Annotated in this window: 15 protein-coding genes and 1 pseudogene; 5 read left to right on the top strand and 11 right to left on the bottom strand. The window is 61.3% G+C overall.

Features of this window, described 5'->3' with window-relative positions:
* From HMPREF2914_RS13120 to gmhB, 6 genes and pseudogenes are all read right to left on the bottom strand, one after another.
* A pseudogene (locus HMPREF2914_RS13120) lies at positions 1 to 882 on the bottom strand (IS3-like element ISPa32 family transposase); the annotation flags it as partial.
* 110 nt (positions 883 to 992) lie between these two features.
* Positions 993 to 3,410 carry a DEAD/DEAH box helicase gene (locus HMPREF2914_RS13130; protein WP_049311444.1) on the bottom strand — a complete coding sequence of 806 codons (2,418 nt, stop codon included), beginning with the start codon at positions 3,408 to 3,410 and terminating at the stop codon, positions 993 to 995.
* 437 nt (positions 3,411 to 3,847) lie between these two features.
* The gene (locus HMPREF2914_RS31540; protein WP_083323302.1) at positions 3,848 to 6,064 is read right to left on the bottom strand and encodes a hypothetical protein; all 2,217 of its coding nucleotides are present in this window, start codon (positions 6,062 to 6,064) and stop codon (positions 3,848 to 3,850) included.
* A 140-nt stretch (positions 6,065 to 6,204) separates the two neighbouring features.
* The gene (locus HMPREF2914_RS13145; RefSeq protein ID WP_016852303.1) at positions 6,205 to 6,420 is read right to left on the bottom strand and encodes a hypothetical protein; all 216 of its coding nucleotides are present in this window, start codon (positions 6,418 to 6,420) and stop codon (positions 6,205 to 6,207) included.
* 217 nt (positions 6,421 to 6,637) lie between these two features.
* On the bottom strand, positions 6,638 to 7,411 hold the full coding sequence (locus tag HMPREF2914_RS13150; RefSeq protein WP_019485165.1) for a lysophospholipid acyltransferase family protein: 774 nt from the start codon (positions 7,409 to 7,411) through the stop codon (positions 6,638 to 6,640).
* 11 nt (positions 7,412 to 7,422) lie between these two features.
* The gene (gene gmhB / locus HMPREF2914_RS13155; protein WP_023092222.1) at positions 7,423 to 7,959 is read right to left on the bottom strand and encodes a D-glycero-beta-D-manno-heptose 1,7-bisphosphate 7-phosphatase; all 537 of its coding nucleotides are present in this window, start codon (positions 7,957 to 7,959) and stop codon (positions 7,423 to 7,425) included.
* 331 nt (positions 7,960 to 8,290) lie between these two features.
* Here gmhB and HMPREF2914_RS13160 point away from each other — a divergent pair, with 331 nt between their 5' ends.
* The gene (locus HMPREF2914_RS13160) at positions 8,291 to 9,997 is read left to right on the top strand and encodes a di-heme-cytochrome C peroxidase (protein WP_019485166.1); all 1,707 of its coding nucleotides are present in this window, start codon (positions 8,291 to 8,293) and stop codon (positions 9,995 to 9,997) included.
* A 56-nt stretch (positions 9,998 to 10,053) separates the two neighbouring features.
* On the opposite strand, the gene glyS is transcribed toward HMPREF2914_RS13160, so the two are convergent.
* Positions 10,054 to 12,108, bottom strand: coding sequence for a glycine--tRNA ligase subunit beta (gene glyS / locus HMPREF2914_RS13165; protein WP_023980069.1), 2,055 nt, complete (start codon positions 12,106 to 12,108; stop codon positions 10,054 to 10,056).
* Positions 12,108 to 13,055: a glycine--tRNA ligase subunit alpha gene (gene glyQ / locus HMPREF2914_RS13170; RefSeq protein ID WP_003097276.1), complete on the bottom strand. Its 948-nt coding sequence runs from the start codon at positions 13,053 to 13,055 to the stop codon at positions 12,108 to 12,110. The genes glyS and glyQ overlap by 1 nt, the downstream gene beginning before the upstream one ends.
* A gap of 104 nt (positions 13,056 to 13,159) precedes the next feature.
* Here glyQ and HMPREF2914_RS13175 point away from each other — a divergent pair, with 104 nt between their 5' ends.
* From HMPREF2914_RS13175 to HMPREF2914_RS13190, 4 genes are all read left to right on the top strand, one after another.
* On the top strand, positions 13,160 to 13,711 hold the full coding sequence (locus HMPREF2914_RS13175) for a DNA-3-methyladenine glycosylase I (RefSeq protein ID WP_003097280.1): 552 nt from the start codon (positions 13,160 to 13,162) through the stop codon (positions 13,709 to 13,711).
* A 144-nt stretch (positions 13,712 to 13,855) separates the two neighbouring features.
* Complete coding sequence (locus HMPREF2914_RS13180; protein ID WP_003097282.1) at positions 13,856 to 14,743, top strand: lysophospholipid acyltransferase; 888 nt, start codon at positions 13,856 to 13,858, stop codon at positions 14,741 to 14,743.
* A gap of 84 nt (positions 14,744 to 14,827) precedes the next feature.
* Positions 14,828 to 15,094, top strand: coding sequence for a PilZ domain-containing protein (locus tag HMPREF2914_RS13185; protein WP_003114645.1), 267 nt, complete (start codon positions 14,828 to 14,830; stop codon positions 15,092 to 15,094).
* A gap of 146 nt (positions 15,095 to 15,240) precedes the next feature.
* Entirely contained in the window at positions 15,241 to 15,894 is a 654-nt protein-coding gene (locus HMPREF2914_RS13190) for a 7-cyano-7-deazaguanine/7-aminomethyl-7-deazaguanine transporter (protein WP_003097286.1), read from the top strand.
* A gap of 60 nt (positions 15,895 to 15,954) precedes the next feature.
* On the opposite strand, the gene HMPREF2914_RS13195 is transcribed toward HMPREF2914_RS13190, so the two are convergent.
* The 3 genes from HMPREF2914_RS13195 to trkA all read right to left on the bottom strand — a co-directional run bounded on the left by HMPREF2914_RS13195 (position 15,955) and on the right by trkA (position 18,381).
* Complete coding sequence (locus HMPREF2914_RS13195) at positions 15,955 to 16,227, bottom strand: hypothetical protein (protein ID WP_003142201.1); 273 nt, start codon at positions 16,225 to 16,227, stop codon at positions 15,955 to 15,957.
* 314 nt (positions 16,228 to 16,541) lie between these two features.
* On the bottom strand, positions 16,542 to 16,859 hold the full coding sequence (locus tag HMPREF2914_RS13200; protein ID WP_003097288.1) for a tetratricopeptide repeat protein: 318 nt from the start codon (positions 16,857 to 16,859) through the stop codon (positions 16,542 to 16,544).
* A gap of 148 nt (positions 16,860 to 17,007) precedes the next feature.
* The gene (gene trkA / locus HMPREF2914_RS13205) at positions 17,008 to 18,381 is read right to left on the bottom strand and encodes a Trk system potassium transporter TrkA (RefSeq protein WP_003111375.1); all 1,374 of its coding nucleotides are present in this window, start codon (positions 18,379 to 18,381) and stop codon (positions 17,008 to 17,010) included.
* Positions 18,382 to 18,396 lie beyond the last annotated feature (15 nt).

An 18,396-nucleotide genomic window follows, 5' to 3' on the forward strand; every position in this document is an offset into this window, starting at 1 on the left:
GCTGAATCAGCTTCAGCTTGATGTCGCGCTGATAGGCCCATTGATCGAGTGCCTTGCCGGTGAACTCGGGCCCTTGGTCGGTGCGGCTCGCTTTCGGGTAGCCGCGAAACCGCGCCATCTCGTCCAGCGCCCGTGTGACGCGAAAGCCGCTGATACCGTGCTCCACCAGGATGCCGACCGACTCCTTGGTGAAGTCATCGACCACCGTCAGGCATTTGATCCGCCGCCCGGTGCTCAGTGCATCGAAGACGAAGTCCATCGACCAGACCTGGTTTGGTGCGCTCGGCAAACTCAGACGTTCGCGCTCCACCGCGACGCCATGGCGGCGGCGCCGCCGTTTCACCATCAAGCCGGCAGCGCGGTACAGGCGATAGATCCGCTTGTGGTTGACCTGCACGCCAGCACGCCGCAGCAGGATGTGCAGGCGGCGATAGCCAAAGCGCCGGCGCTCTTGGGCCAGTTCCACCAGTTGGGCTTGCAGCTCGGTGTTTTGCACACTGGCTCGCGGCTGGTAGCGCAACACCGAGCGGGACAGCCCGATCAACTGACAGGCACGACGCTCGGAGATGCCGGTTCGCGCCTGCATCTCCTGCACCGCCTCCCGCCGTGCTGTCGGGCTTACCCTTTTCCCCGGGCGACCACTTTCAGCGACTCGATGTCGAGGTGGGCCTCGGCGAGCAACTTCTTCAATCGGCTATTTTCCAGTTCAAGATCCTTCAACCGTTTGGCGTCCGCCACGGTCATACCGCCAAACTTCGCCCGCCAAGTGTAGAACGAGGCATCACTGAAGCCGTGTCGGCGACACAGTTCCTTCACCGGCACACCGGCCTCCGCCTGCTTGAGGAAGTCGAGAATCTGCTCTTCGGTAAAACGCTTTTTCACTGCCGTCTCCTGCTCGGAAAACGGACTCTACTAAGTTTGACGTGATACTGAAATCGGGGGGCAGGTCATCAGTAACCTGTTGATTTACAGGGGCAAGAGATCTTTTCGGGCTAGTGGATGTGTGTCCATCCTGCGGAGGCCCAGTCCAAATTCTCGGGTATTAGATAGCGGTTACTGGCATTAGCCAGTCGCTGGTTAGCCATTTCTTCAGCGACTTTGAACAGCAATTTGGAGGTATCAGTATCGGGGCTCTGGGGGCTGTGCTCGGCAGGTGTCAGCAGCCATTGGCTGGCCTTTGCAGGGTTCAGCTTGGCTTTGCCATCGTTCACCTGAATGGCTACAAACTCTTGCCGCATCCGTTTTCCCTGAGGGCCTTGCCAGCGCAGCATGGCTCCAAGCAGAGCACCCTCTTCTAGTTCTGGTGCTTTGAGCATTGCAGCCAGACCGCCAAAGTCGTACTCGCAGGCTTTGCCCAGCAGGTACTGCATCAGCTTGGAGTTGAGGTCGAGCATGTGGGTGTCTGGGCGATTGGCTGCCAGCATGCGATCCAAGGTCACATCCATACGCCGCGAGGCCTTCGGGGATAGCCCCATGTCGCGCATCACCTGCTCGGACAATCTGATACGCAAAAGCCGCTCTTTGTGGCTGCGCTCAGCGACCTCAATGCCCAATTGATCGAACATCCCAAGGACGAAGCTGTAGAGATGATCGACAGTAATTTCGAGCTCATCGCGCAGTTCATTGGGGTCGCTGGTGGCGGCATGGGCAAACAGCTCTCGTTGTTTAGCAGCAGCAGTACGCGCCTGCTTCAGCGCTTCGTCGATGCGCTCACGGGTGCGGTCTATGCCGAGTTTTGTTGCCTCTTGCAGGATGTCTTCTACGTCAATTAGCTCGGCCAGCTGGCCTAGGATTTCATCCTTCAAGCCTTCGTTGAACTCATGCCGCTGAATCTCGGCGAGGTCGGTAACCACGCTGTCGATGCGCTCATACATTAGGTCGACGATGTTCTGATCCAGGCTGTCGGTTTGCTGGATGTTGAACACAACAACCTTCTTTTTCTGGCCATAGCGATACAGGCGGCCAATGCGTTGTACGAGGCGCATTGGGTTCCAGGGCAGGTCATAGTTGACCATGACGTGGCATTTGCTCTGGAGGTTGATGCCTTCCCCACCTGCTTCGGTCGAAATCAGAAAGCGGCCTTGCTCCTCGAAGCGCTTGATGGCCTCGCGTCGCTCAGCATGTTGCATGGAGCCATTGATGAGCTCGACCTGGTCGCTGCCATAGTGGTCAGCAAGTGCTTCGCGCAGATAGTTTTGAGTGGTGCGGTATTCGGTAAAGATCAGCACCTTCTCATCGGCATTGGCAGCGTGGATCTTGCCGATGATGTCCTCGATAAACAGCTTTAGTTTGAGGTCGTTTGCTTTCAGTGCTGCTGCTTCGGCAATCAAGTCTTTAAGCAGCTGCACTTCACCAGCGAAGAACTCGCGGGCATCACTGGTGAACTGTTCTTCCCATTCACCCAGATAACGTTGGTCTCTGGGCTCTTCATCCGAGAGTCCGTTGGCCTCATCGTCGAGCAGGCGCTGAAGGCGGTTGCACAACGCCCGGTGAATAGCCGCCGCGCTGGAGGCTGCCAGCTTGCGGTAGACGGTCATCACGAAACCAATGGCGTTACCGGTTCGCCCCAGTGCTTCACCCGCGTCATAGCCTTTGCGCAGATAGTCCTGAAGGGTTTTATCGAATTCGATGGATTCCTTACTGCTGGGCACCTGCAAGGCACTGGTAATTTTGCCTTGGAAGATGAAGTTCCCTTCTGCATCCGTTACATCCGCCTTGTGATTGCGGAACACCATGTCATGTAGGATTTCTGGCTTGATGTTGAGAGCCATGAGGTCGGTGCGTCGCTCGGGGCGAAGCAGTTCCAGCAGCGCGACAAACTTGTCTTGCATGCCCTGGTGAGGGGTCGCACTTAGCAAAAGCATGTGCTCGGTTTGACTACGTAGGCTTTTCGCCAGGTCATAGCGCTCAGAGCTGTCCAGCTTCTGGCCGTACTGGCGACGGCTGAGTCGATGGCCTTCGTCAAATATCACCAGATCCCAGAGCTCAGCCTGGAGCAGGCTCTCCAAGTGACCCTCCTGCTTGAGTCGATCCATGGAGCCAATGACACAGTCGTGCATCTTCCATTGGCGAGGTTCGTTGATGAAAAAGTCCTCACCATAGATTTCAAAGTCTTCGATCTTGAACTTGTGGTACAGCTCTTCCTGCCACTGCTTGGTCAGGCCGGCGGGGGTAACCAGCAAGATGCGTTTGATCAGGTCTCGTTGCCGTAGCGCATGCAGGAGCATTCCGGTCTCAATGGTTTTCCCAAGGCCCACATCGTCAGCGATCAACCAGTTGTAGTTGCCGGAGGCGATAATGTGGTGTACCAAGTGAATCTGATGAGGTAGCGGTTCAATCTCTAGGTGAGAAAGGGCCCCCGTGTTTTCATTCCATACCTTGATGGCATGGGCGAGCATGCGCAGTCGCATGCGTTCCGCATCGACCGCTTCGCCTTTACTGGCAGTGACAAACCGATGCTTAACGCCCTTCACCTGACGCAGGTACTGATAGGGCAGCCAATGGCGTTCGCCTCGCTCAGGAAAGTCGACAAGGACTTGCTCGCTTCCCGCCAAGGTACGTTGCTGCATGATCACGCCCTGCCCTAGTGAGCGAACACCGCTACCAGGTGTTTCGTCGACTACGTCCATGCCATTTTGAAAGCCTGAGCGCACGGCAGATGCATCGACATAGGCCAGTTTCTTCTCCGGACTGAACCAGTGAACCTGAAGCTGATCTTCGGCTTCTTTAGCAATGGCCATTTTGACGATACCCCGGCGTTCGCCCTGGCCGCTGGGTAGAGTCTGGCTGACCCAGCAACCAGGAACGTGGGAGAGTTTGAGGGGCTTCATGGGCTAGTCCTTTATCCTTACGGCTCAATGCTTGGCGAAGGTTGGTCGATATTCTGTGTGTGCAAGGCAGATGCGAGCGGTGCAGCTGACCATTGAGGCACAGCCGAATCCTCTTCAACACCGTCGATACCTGCGGTGTCATCCTCGATATCTGAAAGAGGTTCTGTGTCTGCGGGATCAGCCTTCACCTGCTTTCTTTTCCCTGAGGCATTAAGGCTTGGCTCTTCTTCTCTGACATAGGGCTTGTCACTGAAGTAGCAACTGGGCTCCTGGGGATGCTTTGTCTGGAAAACACCAAATTCCCGCAGGCGCTCGGCCTTCTCGATTTCTAGCGTGTCGCAAAGTCCCAGATCACCGTATTCCTCAGCTGGTAGCTCGCGAGGATCATGGAAATCAAAGTGCTGGCTGGCGGGCAAGCAACCTTCCAGGTTGGCAAACCTGAACCATAGGTAGCGTGCAAAGGCTTTAAACGCGCGGCGCAATGTGCTGTTTTCGTACCAGGACGCAAATAGGTTTTCGAGGAAGACCTCGATCTCTTCTACCTGGGGAAGCGACTCAAAGGAGCGCACGATCAGCAGCGCTGTCGGCCAGGACAGAACGTAGTAGGACAGGCGACTACTGCCGGTTTTATCGAAGGCGATCCAGTAGATATCGTTTTCGGCCCAGATCACTTTGATGTGCGCAGCAAGGATCAGCTCCTCAGGAGTGAGCCCCTTTTCGATCTCTCTCTCCAATGCAAGACGAGTTGCCCCCCAGCCGCTCATGACAAAAATCTGCTGAACCAAGGGCAGTGTGCTGAGTGGCCAGTTGGCTTTTCCAATCAGTTCCGCAGCTTTCTGAAGTGCGCGATCTTCACGGGAAAGCTTGTCTGCCAGCCAATCAGTGGATTCGGCTGCTGACGGCTCCTCATTGTCGAAGACTTCATCCGGGTCAAAGGCATAGGCAGCGTAGTCATCGTCTAGATCACGGAAGTCATCCAGAGCGGCGTTGGTGTCCCCGTCGTGTTCTTTGCCCAGCTCGATGATGGTCAGATCATGCAGGTCATGATCGAAGTCGATGTCATCTTCAGGGTCTTCAAGCCCCAGGCCCATTTGCACCGGACTAGGTACGTCCAGCTCAAGTTCATCTTGAGGAAGATCATCATCGTACTCGTCGAGGATCTCGTCATGAACCTCGGAGGGGATGACAGGTTCTTCGGATACTGGAGCAGTATCCGGCGGCTCGGGTAGCTCATCAGTGTCTGGCCCCGGTGGGCTCAACGGTGATGTAGGGATCATTCTTAGAGGTCGTCCCGATTTATTGAATACTTTGACGCTGGCCTTCGATTCGCCGGGCTCAGTGGGTTTTCTTGGCAAGCCAAGTTTGAGAAGGGGCTTTTTAGGAGTTGGTGAAGAGGTCTCGTCTTCATCTACCTGTTCCACCACATCTTCTGTAATGGCCGGGGCTGCATCAAGAGCGTCGGTCTCCTCACCAGCATCGGTGAGTTCAGTCGTTTCAATAGAGGCGGGTTCAACATGGTTTTCCCACCAACCGTCCTGGTTTAAGGGAGGGAGCTGGGCAGAAGCCTGTTGAATGAAACTGAGCTCGTTGTCGACTGCCACAGTCGAGGTCTGGGCACTGGGCACCGATGGGAGTTCCAGTGTCGCCAATGACGTGGCTGAGTCATTTAGAAATGCCAGGTCGCTAGCTGTCGGTAAGTCGTCTTCTGAATCTAGATCTGGCTCTACAAAAGCCTCTTGTTGGCGTTTTAGCAGTAGTGCACGTTGCATTGCCTTGGCCCCGTCAATAGGGCGGCGTTGCAGCATGTACACGCGGCTGAGTAGGTTCAGAAAGTCAGGCTCTTCGCTTGTATCGATAGCCTCAAGCAGGAGTGACTCAGCCGCTTGCAATTTGCCAGCGGCGACGAGGTGATTGACGTCTTGTAGCAGAGTCTCTTTGTTGTGTTGCTTGCTCTTAAGCGAAAGGGGTTGGGGGGCGCGACTTTTCTTGAAATGCAGAATGAGCTCAAGACGGCGGCCGATACCTGCTGCTGCCTGGTGGCTTTTAAGGAACTCACTGAGAAGCGTTCGGGCGGTGGCGTGCTGCCCTTGGGAAATTAGAAGCGCAACTGCTTGAAGCAGACCTTCTGAGGAATGACCTTTCAAGCACGCGCGAATCTTCGTCTCCAGCTCATTTGGATCCGATGCGGCATAGCTCCACAGTTCGTCTAACAGCGCTTCCCAATCCATTTCCATACCAATTCCGTGAGGACACAGCCCAGACCTGCACAAATCGTGGCGTGTAGGGCGCGCACTACCTCATAGGAGTGGGCCTGTGTCGTCTATCACATTATCCAGACCGACCTTGTAGGTAAAGGCAAACAGCCACTACAACATTAAATTCTTGTCTGCACGGCCAGTGCTCGCTCGTTGCCGGATTCACTCACTTCAATGCGTCTTGAAAGCTGTATCAACTGCGCTTCATGGGCTCGAAGCATGGCTTTAAGCTCTGCGTTTTCATGTTCCAGCCCAATGATCGTGCGGAGGCGTAGCTCGCTTATCTGGGTCTGGCCGCTGAGCAGGGTTTGGATGGCCAGAATGTTCTGGTGCATGACCAGGCCAATCTATCCCGAGACTGCGAGGGCGAGAACCACTAGCTCTCCATAAACCCACGGCTCCATGTGTGGGCAGCGGACGCCGGTCGATTCGGTCGATCGTTGCCAACCGGCCTTGCTTTGTGCCTCGCGTGAAAACAAGAAGCCCCGCTATGGCGGGGCTTCTTTTATCGAATCGGCGCACAGTGCGCCTTGCAGGGGGCTTTGCGGCCCTTCACGAGACCACCGACGGCTCCGGATGGCTGACCCGCTGCTGGATGGGGCTGATCTCGGCCATGGTCTCGCTGACCCAGGCTTCGGCGCGCTGGTTTAGCTCGGCGATGGCACGCGGGCCTTCGCCTTCGGCGTGCATGGCCGGGCCGATCACTACCTGGATGGTGCCCGGGTACTTGGCCCAGCCGGCCTTGGGCCAATACTGCCCGGCGTTGTGGGCGATCGGCAGTACCGGTAGCCCGGCGTTGACCGCCAGGGCGGTGCCGCCGCGGGAGAACTTGCCCATCTGCCCCACCGGAATACGCGTGCCTTCCGGGAAGATCAGCACCCAGGCGCCTTTCTTCAGGCACTCGTCGCCCTGCTTGGCCAGTTGCTTGAGGGCCAGCTTGGGCTGGCTGCGGTCGATGGCGATGGGCTTGAGCAGGGCCAGGGCCCAGCCGAAGAACGGCACGTAGAGCAGCTCGCGCTTGAGTACCTGGCTGAGTGGCTCGAAGAAGCCGGAGAGGAAGAAGGTTTCCCAGGTGCTCTGGTGCTTGGAGAGGATCACGCAGGGCTTTTCCGGGATGTTCTCCAGTCCGCGCACCTCGTAGCTGATGCCGGCGACCACGCGGGTCAGCCAGATCGCGAAGCGGCACCAGTTCTGTACCACGAAGCGGTAGCGGGCGCGGAACGGCAGGATCGGCGCGATGAAGAAGCTGAGGGTGCCCCAGACGAACGCGCTGGCGGACAGCAGCAGGTAAAAGAGGACGGTTCTGATGGCCTGCACTGTCGACATGTATTCTGACCTTACTGAAGTAATGCGCTGGCGACTGCCGCCAGATCGTCGAATATCAGGGTGCCCTCTGGCAAGGGCTTGCCCAGCGTACGTACACCTTTTCCGGTCTTTACCAACACCGGCTGACAATCGACGGCCCGCGCCGCCTCCAGGTCACCGATGCTGTCGCCGACGAACCAGATACCCGACAGATCGACCCCGTAGTGCTCGCCGATCTGCCGCAGCATACCCGGCTTCGGCTTGCGGCAGTCGCAGCCGTCGTCCGGTCCATGCGGACAATAGACGATGAGGCCGACCTCGCCGCCCTGCTCCGCGACCAGTTCGCGCAAGCGCGCGTGCATGGCCTCGAGCACCGCCAGGTCGTAATAGCCACGGGCGATGCCGGACTGGTTGGTAGCCACCGCGACGGTCCAGCCGGCCTTGCTCAGGCGGGCGATGGCCTCGATCGAGCTGGGGATGGGGATCCACTCGTCGAGGGTCTTGATGTAATCGTCGGAGTCGAGGTTGATGACTCCATCGCGGTCGAGAATCAGCAGGGAACGGGACATCGATGCGCAGTTGGCCATGAACGGAAAGGATCGATTCTACCTCAGCCAGCCGGAGCATCGCGGATGGATCGACGAGCCCCCTACGCTGGACAATCTGTACTAGATTCAATAATGGCAATGGAATGGCAATCCCAGGCCAGGGAGTCATTTGGCACGCAGCAGTGGGTGTCTCGGAGTACGTGCGAACCCCTTGGCGGGTGGATCACCGGAGTAACGCAGTAAGCGCCTATCGCATGCCAGCACGGCCGACCGGCCGTGTTTCCACCACAGGTGGAGCGGGCATGACGACGGGGAGTTCCGGGGCGTCTGCCCGTTCCCAAGGACGGTAACCGTGAAACGCCTGAAAAAGACACTGCACCTTTCAAGCTTGTCCCTCGCTTCCCTGGCTCTTTCTTCCGCCGCCCTGGCGGCCGCTCCGGTCATGCTCGACCAGGGCAAGGAATGGACCGAAAGCCACCGCCAGGACTTCTACAGCCGCGACCAGGGCTCGCAGGTGATGCCCCTGCCCTGGCTCAAGGCGTTGCGACAGCCGGATGGAACGCCTTTCCTCGCCGACAGCCTGGCCCGCTACGGCTATTTGCCCAATCCCAAGGCGCCCGCGGAAGGCCTGCCGGTGGGCTTCACCGTAGCCGGCACGGGCGCCCGGCAGATGGTCGGCATGACCTGTTCGGCCTGCCATACCCGGCAGATCGAGGTGAAGGGCACGGCCTATCGGATCGACGGCGGTCCGGCGATCGTCGACTTCCAGGCATTCCTCGCCGACCTCGATCGGGCCGTGGGACCGCTGACCAGCGATGACGCCGCCTTCGACGCCTTCGCCAAGCAGATCCTCGGGGCCAATCCGCCTCCCGGTGCGCGCGACGCCCTGCTCGCGGCGGTGAAGGAATGGTACGAGCCCTATCACACGCTGATCGAGCGCGCGCTGCCCAAGGACACCTGGGGACCGGCGCGGCTGGACGCGGTATCGATGATCTTCAACCGCCTTACCGGGCTGGATATCGGCACCGCGCCGCCCTACCTGATTCCCGACAACATCAAGGCGGCGGATGCGCCGGTGCGCTACCCGTTCCTGTGGAACGCGGCGCGGCAGAACAAGACCCAGTGGCCCGGCTTCGCCGCCAACGGCAACGACCTGCTCGGCCTGGCGCGCAATGTCGGCGAGGTCTACGGGGTGTTCGCCACCTTCCACCCGCAGAAGAGCAAGTTCCACCTGCTGGGCATGGACTACCTGAAGGTCAACTCGGCCAACTTCCACGGGCTGGGCAAGCTGGAAGACCTGATCAAGAAGATCGGCCCGCCGAAGTGGCCCTGGGCGGTGGACAAGCACCTGGCCAGGAAAGGCGCGCTGATCTTCGCCCGCAAGACCGACGAAGGTGGCTGCGTGGAGTGCCACGGCATCCGGATCAAGGACCTGGTGCTTTGGGACACTCCGCTGAGGGACGTCGGCAGCGACAGCCGCCAGCACGCCATCCTCGATGGCCAGGTGCAGACCGGCGTGATGGAGGGCGCGCGGATGCCGTTCGGCCAGCCGCTGAAGGCGACCGACGGAGCCTTCGACGTACTCGCCGTAGCGGTGGCCGGTTCGATCCTGCAGCACTTCGTGCCGATCCTCGGTGAGAAGCACGATGCCAAGGCGGCGGCGGTCAAGCCGGAAAGCGTGATGACCGACGAAACCCGGCAACTGCTGACCGCCTTCCAGAAGCCGGTGCGTACCCAGGCCGACCCCTACCCCTACGAGTCGCGGGTCCTGCAGGGGATCTGGGCGGCGGCGCCGTACCTGCACAACGGCTCGGTGCCGACCCTGGAAGAGTTGCTGAAGCCGGCCGCGGAGCGGGTGGAATCCTTCCCGGTGGGCTCGGCCTACGACGTGGACAAGGTCGGCCTCGCCGCCCAGCAGACCCAATTCGGCAGCTATGTGCTGAAGACCACCGGCTGCGAGCAGCGTGATTCCGGCAACAGCCGCTGCGGCCATGAGTACGGCACCAGCCTGTCGGCCGAGGAGAAGCGCGCGCTGCTGGAGTATCTGAAGGTCCTGTAGTGAAAAAGGCCCGGTGTCGCGAGGACGCCGGGCCTTTTCTTCGAGGCGGGACTGGCTCAGCCGAGCAGCGAGATGTCCGCCACCCCGAGGAACGACCCGCGCAGCTTGGCCAGCAGCGCATAGCGGTTGGCGCGCACCGCCGCGTCGTCGACATTGACCATCACATCGGCGAAGAACGTATCCACCGGCTCGCGCAAGGCCGCCAGGCGGGCCAGCGCGGCGCGATAGTCGCGTGCCGCTGCCAGCGGCGCGACTTCGCTCTCGGCGTACGCCACGGCGCTGCCCAGGGCCTTCTCGGCGGCTTCCACCAGCAGGCTGGCATCCACGTTCGGCGGAACCTCGTCCTCGGACTTGGCGAGAATATTCGACACCCGTTTGTTCGCCGCGGCCAGGGCCTCGGCTTCAGGCAACTGGCGGAAGGCCTGGACGGCCTGTACGCGCTGGTCGAAGTCCAGCGGCGAGCTTGGCTTGAGCGCGCGCACCGACTGGTACACGGCCACGTCCACGCCTTCGTCCTCGTAGCGCGCGCGCAGACGGTCGAACACGAAGTCCAGCACCTGCTCGGCCAGGCCGGCGGCCTTGACCTTGTCGCCGTATTGCTCGACGGCGGCGTTGACCGCGGCTACCAGGTCCAGGTCGAGCTGCTTCTCGATGAGGATGCGCAGCACGCCCAGCGCGGCACGGCGCAGCGCGTAGGGGTCCTTGCTGCCGGTGGGAAGCATGCCGATGCCGAAGATACCGACCAGGGTATCGAGCTTGTCGGCCACCGCCACGGCGGCGCCGGTCAGGGTCGAGGGTAGCTCGGCGCCGGCGCCGCGCGGCATGTACTGCTCGTTGAGGGCCAGGGCGACGTCTTCCGCTTCGCCGCCGTGGGTGGCGTAGTAGTAGCCGGCGATGCCCTGCATCTCGGGGAACTCGCCGACCATCTCGGTCGCCAGGTCACACTTGGACAGGATGCCGGCGCGCGCGGCGTTCTGCGCATTGCCGCCTATACGTTCGGCGATGTAGGCGGCCAGGCCGGAGACGCGCTGGGCCTTCTCGAACACGGTGCCGAGCTGGGCCTGGAACACTACGTTGCGCAGGCGCTCGTTGAAGCTTTCGAGCGGCTGCTTCTTGTCCTGCTTGAAGAAGAACTCGGCGTCGGTGAGGCGCGGGCGAACCACCTTCTCGTTACCGCTGACGATGTTCTCCGGCGCCTTGCTCTCGACGTTGGCGACGGTGATGAAGCGAGGCAGCAGCTTGCCGTTGGCGTCCAGCAGGCAGAAGTATTTCTGGTTGTCCTGCATGGTGGTGATCAGGGCTTCCTGCGGGACCTCGAGGAAGCGCTCCTCGAAGGAGCAGACCAGCGGCACCGGCCACTCGACCAGTGCAGTCACTTCGTCGAGCAGGCTCGGCGGCACGATGGCGCTGCCCTGTTGCTCGGCGGCCAGTTCGGCCACGCGCTTGGCGATCAGCTCGCGGCGCTCGGCGAAATCGGCCAGCACATGAGCGCCGCGCAGGTCTTCCAGATACGCTGCCGGGCTGGAAATACGCACATTGTCCGGATTGTGGAAGCGGTGGCCACGGGATTCGCGCCCGGCTTTCTGGGCGAGGATCTCGCACTCGACCACGTCGTCGCCGAACAGCATCACCAGCCATTGGGTCGGACGCACGAACTCCTCGCGGCGAGCTGCCCAGCGCATCCGCTTGGGAATCGGCAGTTCGTTCAACGAGGCCTCGACGATGCCCGGCAGCAGGCCGGCGGCCGGTTGGCCGGCGATGGTCTGGCTGAAGCGCAGCTTCGGACCGCTCTTGTCGATCTGCTGCAGATCCACGCCGCACTTCTTGGCGAAGCCCAGGGCGGCCTGGGTCGGGTTACCGCTGGCGTCGAAGGCGGCCTGCAGCGGCGGACCGTCTAGGTTGACGGTACGGTCGGGCTGCTGCACGGCGAGTTGCTCGACCAGCACGGCGAGACGGCGCGGCGCCGCATAGAAACGCGCAGCGGCATAGCTCAGACCGGCAGCCTTGAGGCCCTTCTCGATACCGCTGAGGAAGGCTTCGCCGAGGCTGTTGAGGGCTTTTGGCGGCAGCTCTTCGGTGCCCAGTTCGACCAGGAAATCCTTGGCGCTCATCATTCGGCCTCCTTCAGCTTGGCCAGTACTTCGTCACGCAATTCGGGGGTGGCCATGGGGAAGCCGAGGCGCGCGCGGGCCTGCAGGTAGCTCTGCGCCACGGCGCGGGCCAGGGTACGCACGCGAAGGATGTAGCGCTGGCGCTCGGTGACCGAGATGGCGCGCCGCGCATCCAGCAGGTTGAAGGTATGCGAAGCCTTGAGGACCATCTCGTAGGTCGGCAACGGCAGCTCCAGCGCGATCAGGCGGTTGGCTTCGCTTTCGTAGAAGTCGAACAGTTCGAACAGCTTCGGCACGTTGGCGTGCTCGAAGTTGAAAGTGGATTGCTCCACCTCGTTCTGGTGGAACACGTCGCCATAGGTGACCTTGCCGAACGGGCCGTCGGTCCAGACCAGGTCGTAGACCGAATCCACGCCTTGCAGGTACATGGCCAGGCGCTCCAGGCCGTAGGTGATCTCGCCGGTGACCGGATAGCACTCGATGCCGCCGACCTGCTGGAAGTAGGTGAACTGGGTGACTTCCATGCCGTTCAGCCAGATTTCCCAACCCAGGCCCCAGGCGCCGAGGGTCGGCGATTCCCAGTTGTCCTCGACGAAGCGGATGTCGTGGACCAGCGGGTCGATGCCGATGGCTTTCAGCGAGCCGAGATACAGCTCCTGGAAGTTCTCCGGGTTCGGCTTCAGGACCACCTGAAACTGGTAGTAGTGCTGCAGGCGGTTGGGGTTCTCGCCGTAGCGGCCGTCGGTGGGGCGGCGGCTCGGCTGGACGTAGGCGGCGTTCCAGGTCTCCGGGCCAATGGCGCGGAGGAAGGTGGCGGTGTGGAAGGTGCCGGCGCCCACTTCCATGTCGTAGGGCTGCAGCACCACGCAGCCCTGCTCGGCCCAGTAGTTCTGCAGGGCGAGAATCAGGTCTTGGAAGGTGCGCACGGCGGGCGTAGTCTGGCTCACGAAATTCACCTGTGCTGAGGCTTCGATACAAAACGCGGAAGTATACCCGATTCCCGCGCCGCCTCGCCCGTCCCCCCGATCCCTGGAAAACCACGGAAAGCCTTATGCCACGCTGCTTCTGGTGCAACGACGATCCTCTCTACATGGCCTACCACGACGAGGAGTGGGGTGTGCCGCAGCGCGATCCCGACGCGCTGTTCGAACTTCTGCTGCTGGAGGGCTTCCAGGCCGGGTTGTCCTGGATCACCGTGCTGAAGAAGCGCGAGCGCTACCGCGAGGTGCTGTTCGGCTTCGACGTGCAGCGGGTGGCACAAATGAGCGACGCTGAGATCGACGAACTGATGCTCGACCCCGGCATCATTCGCAATCGGGCCAAGCTCAACGCTGCGCGGCAGAACGCCCAGGCCTGGCTGGAGCTGGATGACCCGGCTGGGTTCCTCTGGTCCTTCGTCGGCGGCCAGCCGAAGATCAACCATTTCGCTGGTCGTGCCGAGGTGCCGGCGATTACCCCGGAAGCCGAGGCCATGAGCAAGGCGCTGCGCAAGGCCGGCTTCAACTTCGTCGGGCCGACCATCTGCTACGCCTTCATGCAGGCCAGCGGCATGGTCATGGACCATACCCAGGACTGCGACCGTTACGCCCAACTCGTCGGCTAGCCGGGCGCTCCCTGATGGATGCGTTCGGATGTTCCACGTGGAACATCGGCGCGCAGCATAGCTGGTCGCCCCGCTTCCTTGGCTGCCGCCCTCGCCCTTCTTCCTGGCGTACAATGCGCGTTCGAGTCGAGCGAGGAGTGTTTCGTGGAGAAATTCAAAGGTGCCCTGGTGGTGGGGGCCCTACGCCTGTTCGCGCTATTGCCCTGGCGTGCCGTACAAGGCGTCGGGGCCGGCATAGGCTGGCTGATGTGGAAATTGCCGAATCGATCCCGCGAGGTAGTGCGGATCAACCTGTCCAAGTGCTTCCCCGAGTTGTCCGAAACCGAACTGGAAAAGCTGGTCGGACAAAGCCTGATGGATATTGGCCGTACCCTCACCGAAAGTGCCTGTGCCTGGATCTGGCCGCCTGAAAAGTCGCTGAGGTACATCCGCGAGGTCGAAGGCATGGAAGTGCTGGAGGAAGCGCTGGCTTCCGGCGATGGCCTGGTCGGCATTACCAGTCACCTGGGAAACTGGGAAGTACTCAACCACTTCTATTGCTCTTACGCCAAGCCGATCATCTTCTATCGTCCGCCCAAGCTGAAGGCAGTGGACGAGTTGCTGAAGAAGCAACGCGTGCAATTGGGCAATCGCGTCGCACCTTCCACTCCGGAGGGTATCCTCAGTGTCATCAAGGAAGTGAAGAAAGGCGGTTGCGTAGGGATTCCCGCCGACCCCGAGCCCGCGCGTACCGCTGGGCTCTTCGTGCCCTACCTGGGCACCACTGCATTGATCAGCAAATTCGTCCCGCAGTTGCTTTCACGCGGCAAGGCGCGTGGAGTGTTCTTCCATGCGGTGCGCCTGCCCGATGGTAGCGGTTACAAGGTGATCCTCGAAGCGGCTCCGGCGGACATGTACGACAAGGACCTGGAAGTGTCTGTAGCAGCCATGAGCCGCGAGTTGGCGAAGTATGTACGAGCCTATCCCAGCCAGTACATGTGGAGCATGAAGCGCTTCAAGAACCGCCCGGATGGCGAGAAAAAATGGTACTGAGGAAAGGGCGTCGGAAGACGCCTTTTTCATATCCGGGTACTATGCTCAGCTCTGCCGCCTCCTCCGCAGGTTCCGAGGGACTCGATGGATAATCAACGACAATACCCACGAACCCCGCTCAAGTGCCGAATCCGTATCAGTCACCCGTTATTTGGCGAGCTGATGGCGCAGACACGCGACCTCTCCGACACCGGGGTCTATGTCAAACACCCGGATCTGACCCAGCTCCCAACAGGCAGTGTCGTTACTGGCCAGGTACAGGATCTGCCGATCGACGCGCCGATCCTGCAGATGGAAGTCGTGCGAGTCGATGCGGAAGGCGTCGGCCTGCGCTTTCTCAGCGAAGCCTGAACGGTGATGTTCCACGTGGAACCCCAGGCATGAGCCACTGATCACAGAGTGGGCGAAACCGCTGCCGGTTATCGGCTAGAATGCGCGCCGCTCGGCATGGTGCCGGGCATGGGTTCCCTCACCCCATCGCGCAAAAAGGACAGTACATGTCAGCTTCTTCTCCGGCGGCCTGGCGCGGCACCCTGGCCGGCCTGATCGCCTTCCACATCTTCATCATCATCGCCAGCAACTACCTGGTGCAGTTGCCGATCACCCTGTTTGGCTGGCACACCACCTGGGGCGCCTTCAGCTTTCCGTTCATCTTCCTGGCTACCGACCTCACCGTGCGCTTGCTGGGCAAGGGCCCTGCCCGGCTGGTCATCGCCCGGGTCATGATCCCGGCGTTGATCGCCTCCTACGTGGTCTCGGTGTTGTTCCAGGAAGCGGCGTTCCGTGGTTTCTCCGCGCTGCTGGAGTTCAACACCTTCGTCGCACGGATATCCCTGGCAAGCTTCCTCGCCTATGTGCTCGGGCAGATCCTCGACATCCAGGTATTCGACCGCCTCCGTCGTTCCCGGCACTGGTGGACCGCGCCAGTCGCCTCGACCATCCTCGGCAACCTGCTGGACACCTTCACCTTCTTCTTCGTGGCGTTCTGGCGCAGCGACAATCCGTTCATGGCGCAGCACTGGGTGGAAATCGCCACGGTGGACTACGGAGTGAAGCTGAGTATCAGTCTTCTGCTGTTCGTGCCGCTCTACGGCATGCTACTCAACGGCATCCTGAAGATGCTGCCGGGGCGGCCGCAGAGCAACGCTTGAGGCTCATCGAGGCAGTCTGGAGGAAGGGCGCAACGGCCGTGACCGTTGCGCCCTTCTTCGTTAGGAGGTGGTAGCCCGGTGCGCGGCCGTGAGCAGCGTCAGGGCATCGCCGCCGAGCGTGACCAGGATGTGCGCCACGCGCTGAATGGGAACGCCCTGCCCTGTCCGCACTTCGATCCTTTCCAAGGCATGGAGGAGGCCGAGGAGAGCCCTGAGGCGCTCCTGTACGGATTCGAGCATCTCATTGGCGGAGGCGTTCCGGTGAACGTAGAGAATCGCTTGCTCGTATGGGTATTCTACATAGGACGGGACCGAACGCTCGTGCTTCGACATGTTGGCTCCGGAAAAGTAGTTGAAGTCGGGTGTCGCGTTCGGGCTTGGACCGAAGCGATGAGTCGAAGCTAGAGGGCCGGCAGCGGTCGCTCAATGGGGTGTTGGGCGTTCGGGATGCAGGCTACATCGTTGACAGAAGTTGCCTACGAATGTGTGGAACAGGTCTTTGTAAAAGTGTCGTCGGGGCGTGCTCGAACCGTTCCGCCAGCGCTGGATGAGGACGCCCGACCCGTCTGCCGGAACTCCGGCCTACGGGTGGAGAGAACGCGCTGTACTCCGTCCTGGCCGGGGAAGCGCGAGCCTCGGCCGGACGCTCAGGTTCTCGCCCTGTCGAGCTTGCGCAGGAACACCGTCATTTCCTTTTCGGCCTGCTTGTCGCCATGCGTCGCGGCAGCTGCCAGGCCTTGCTCCCAGGCCTGCCGGGCGCCCGCGAGATCGCCGGCAGCCTGGCGCGCCTTGCCCAGCAGTTTCCAGCCAGCGGAATACTTCGGGTCCTGCTCTACGCAACGCTGGAGGTGTTCCGTCGCGCGTTCGGCGTCGCCCGCGTCCAGGTAGCCCTTGCCCAGGCCGAAGCGCAGCAGCGCATTGTCCACGCCTTTGGCCAGCATCTTTTCCAGACCTTCGATCATCATCCTGCCCTCTTCCAACGATGTCGGCCATTGTGCCCGGCTCCGGCCAGGCTTTGCACGGAACAGGGGGCTTCGGCCGTTGCGAAGGAGGCACGCGGCCCCTTCGTGTTCGTAGGCCGAAGCCCTATCGCCGTTCGCGATAGGGCGTGCCTCAGAAGAACGTCAGGCCGGCCTGGAACAGTCGCTCGACGTCGCGGATGTATTTCTTGTCGACCAGGAACAGCAGCACGTGGTCGCCGCTCTCGATGTGGGTGTCGCCGTGGGCGATCAGCACTTCCTCGTCGCGCACCAGCGCGCCGATGGTGGTGCCCGGCGGCAGCTTGATCTCGTTGATCGAGCGACCGATCACCTTGCTCGACTTGGCGTCGCCATGGGCCACCACCTCGATCGCTTCGGCTGCGCCGCGGCGCAGCGAGTGTACGCTCTCGATGTCGCCGCGGCGAACGTGGGCCAACAGGGTGCCGATGGTCGCCAGTTGCGGGCTGATGGCGATGTCGATCTCGCCGCCTTGCACCAGGTCGACATAGGCCGGGTTGTTGATCAGGGTCATCACCTTGCTCGCGCCGAGCCGCTTGGCCAGCAGCGAGGACATGATGTTGGCCTCGTCGTCGTTGGTCAGGGCGAGGAACACGTCGGTCTCGCCGATGTTCTCCTCCAGCAGCAGGTCGCGGTCGGAAGCGCTGCCGTTGAGCACGATGGTGCTGTCCAGGGTATCCGAGAGGTGCCGGCAGCGCAGCGGGCTGCGCTCGATGATCTTCACCTGGTAGCGGCTCTCGATGGCCTCGGCCAGGCGCTCGCCGACATTGCCGCCGCCGGCGATGATGATCCGCTTGTAGCTGTCGTCGAGCCTGCGCATCTCGCCCATTACCGCGCGGATATGGGCCTTGGCGGCGATGAAGAAGACTTCGTCGTCGGCCTCGATCACCGTGTCGCCCTGGGGAATGATCGGCCGGTTGCGGCGGTAGATCGCGGCGACGCGGGTATCCACGTTCGGCATGTGCTCGCGCAACTGGCGCAGCTCCTGCCCTACCAGAGGGCCGCCGTAGTAGGCCTTGATGCCGACCAGTTGCGCCTTGCCTTCGGCGAAGTCGATCACCTGCAACGCGCCGGGATGTTCGATCAGGCGCTTGATGTAGTTGGTGACCACCTGCTCCGGACTGATCAGCACGTCCACCGGGATCGCCTCGTTGTCGAACAGGCCGGTACGGGTCAGGTAGGCCGGCTCGCGGACGCGGGCGATCTTGGTCGGGGTGTTGAACAGGGTGTAGGCGACCTGGCAGGCGACCATGTTGGTTTCGTCGCTATTGGTCACCGCCACCAGCATGTCGGCGTCGTCGGCGCCGGCCTGGCGCAGCACCGTGGGGAACGAGGCCTTGCCTTGCACGGTGCGGATGTCGAGGCGGTCGCCGAGGTCGCGTAGGCGGTCGCCGTCGGTGTCGACCACGGTGATGTCGTTGGCTTCGCTGGCCAGGTGCTCGGCCAGTGTGCCGCCGACCTGGCCGGCACCTAGGATGATGATTTTCATGGCAGGAACGGCTCG

The organism is Pseudomonas sp. HMSC067G02, from assembly GCF_001813485.1.
Taxonomy (GTDB): Bacteria; Pseudomonadota; Gammaproteobacteria; order Pseudomonadales; family Pseudomonadaceae; genus Pseudomonas; species Pseudomonas aeruginosa.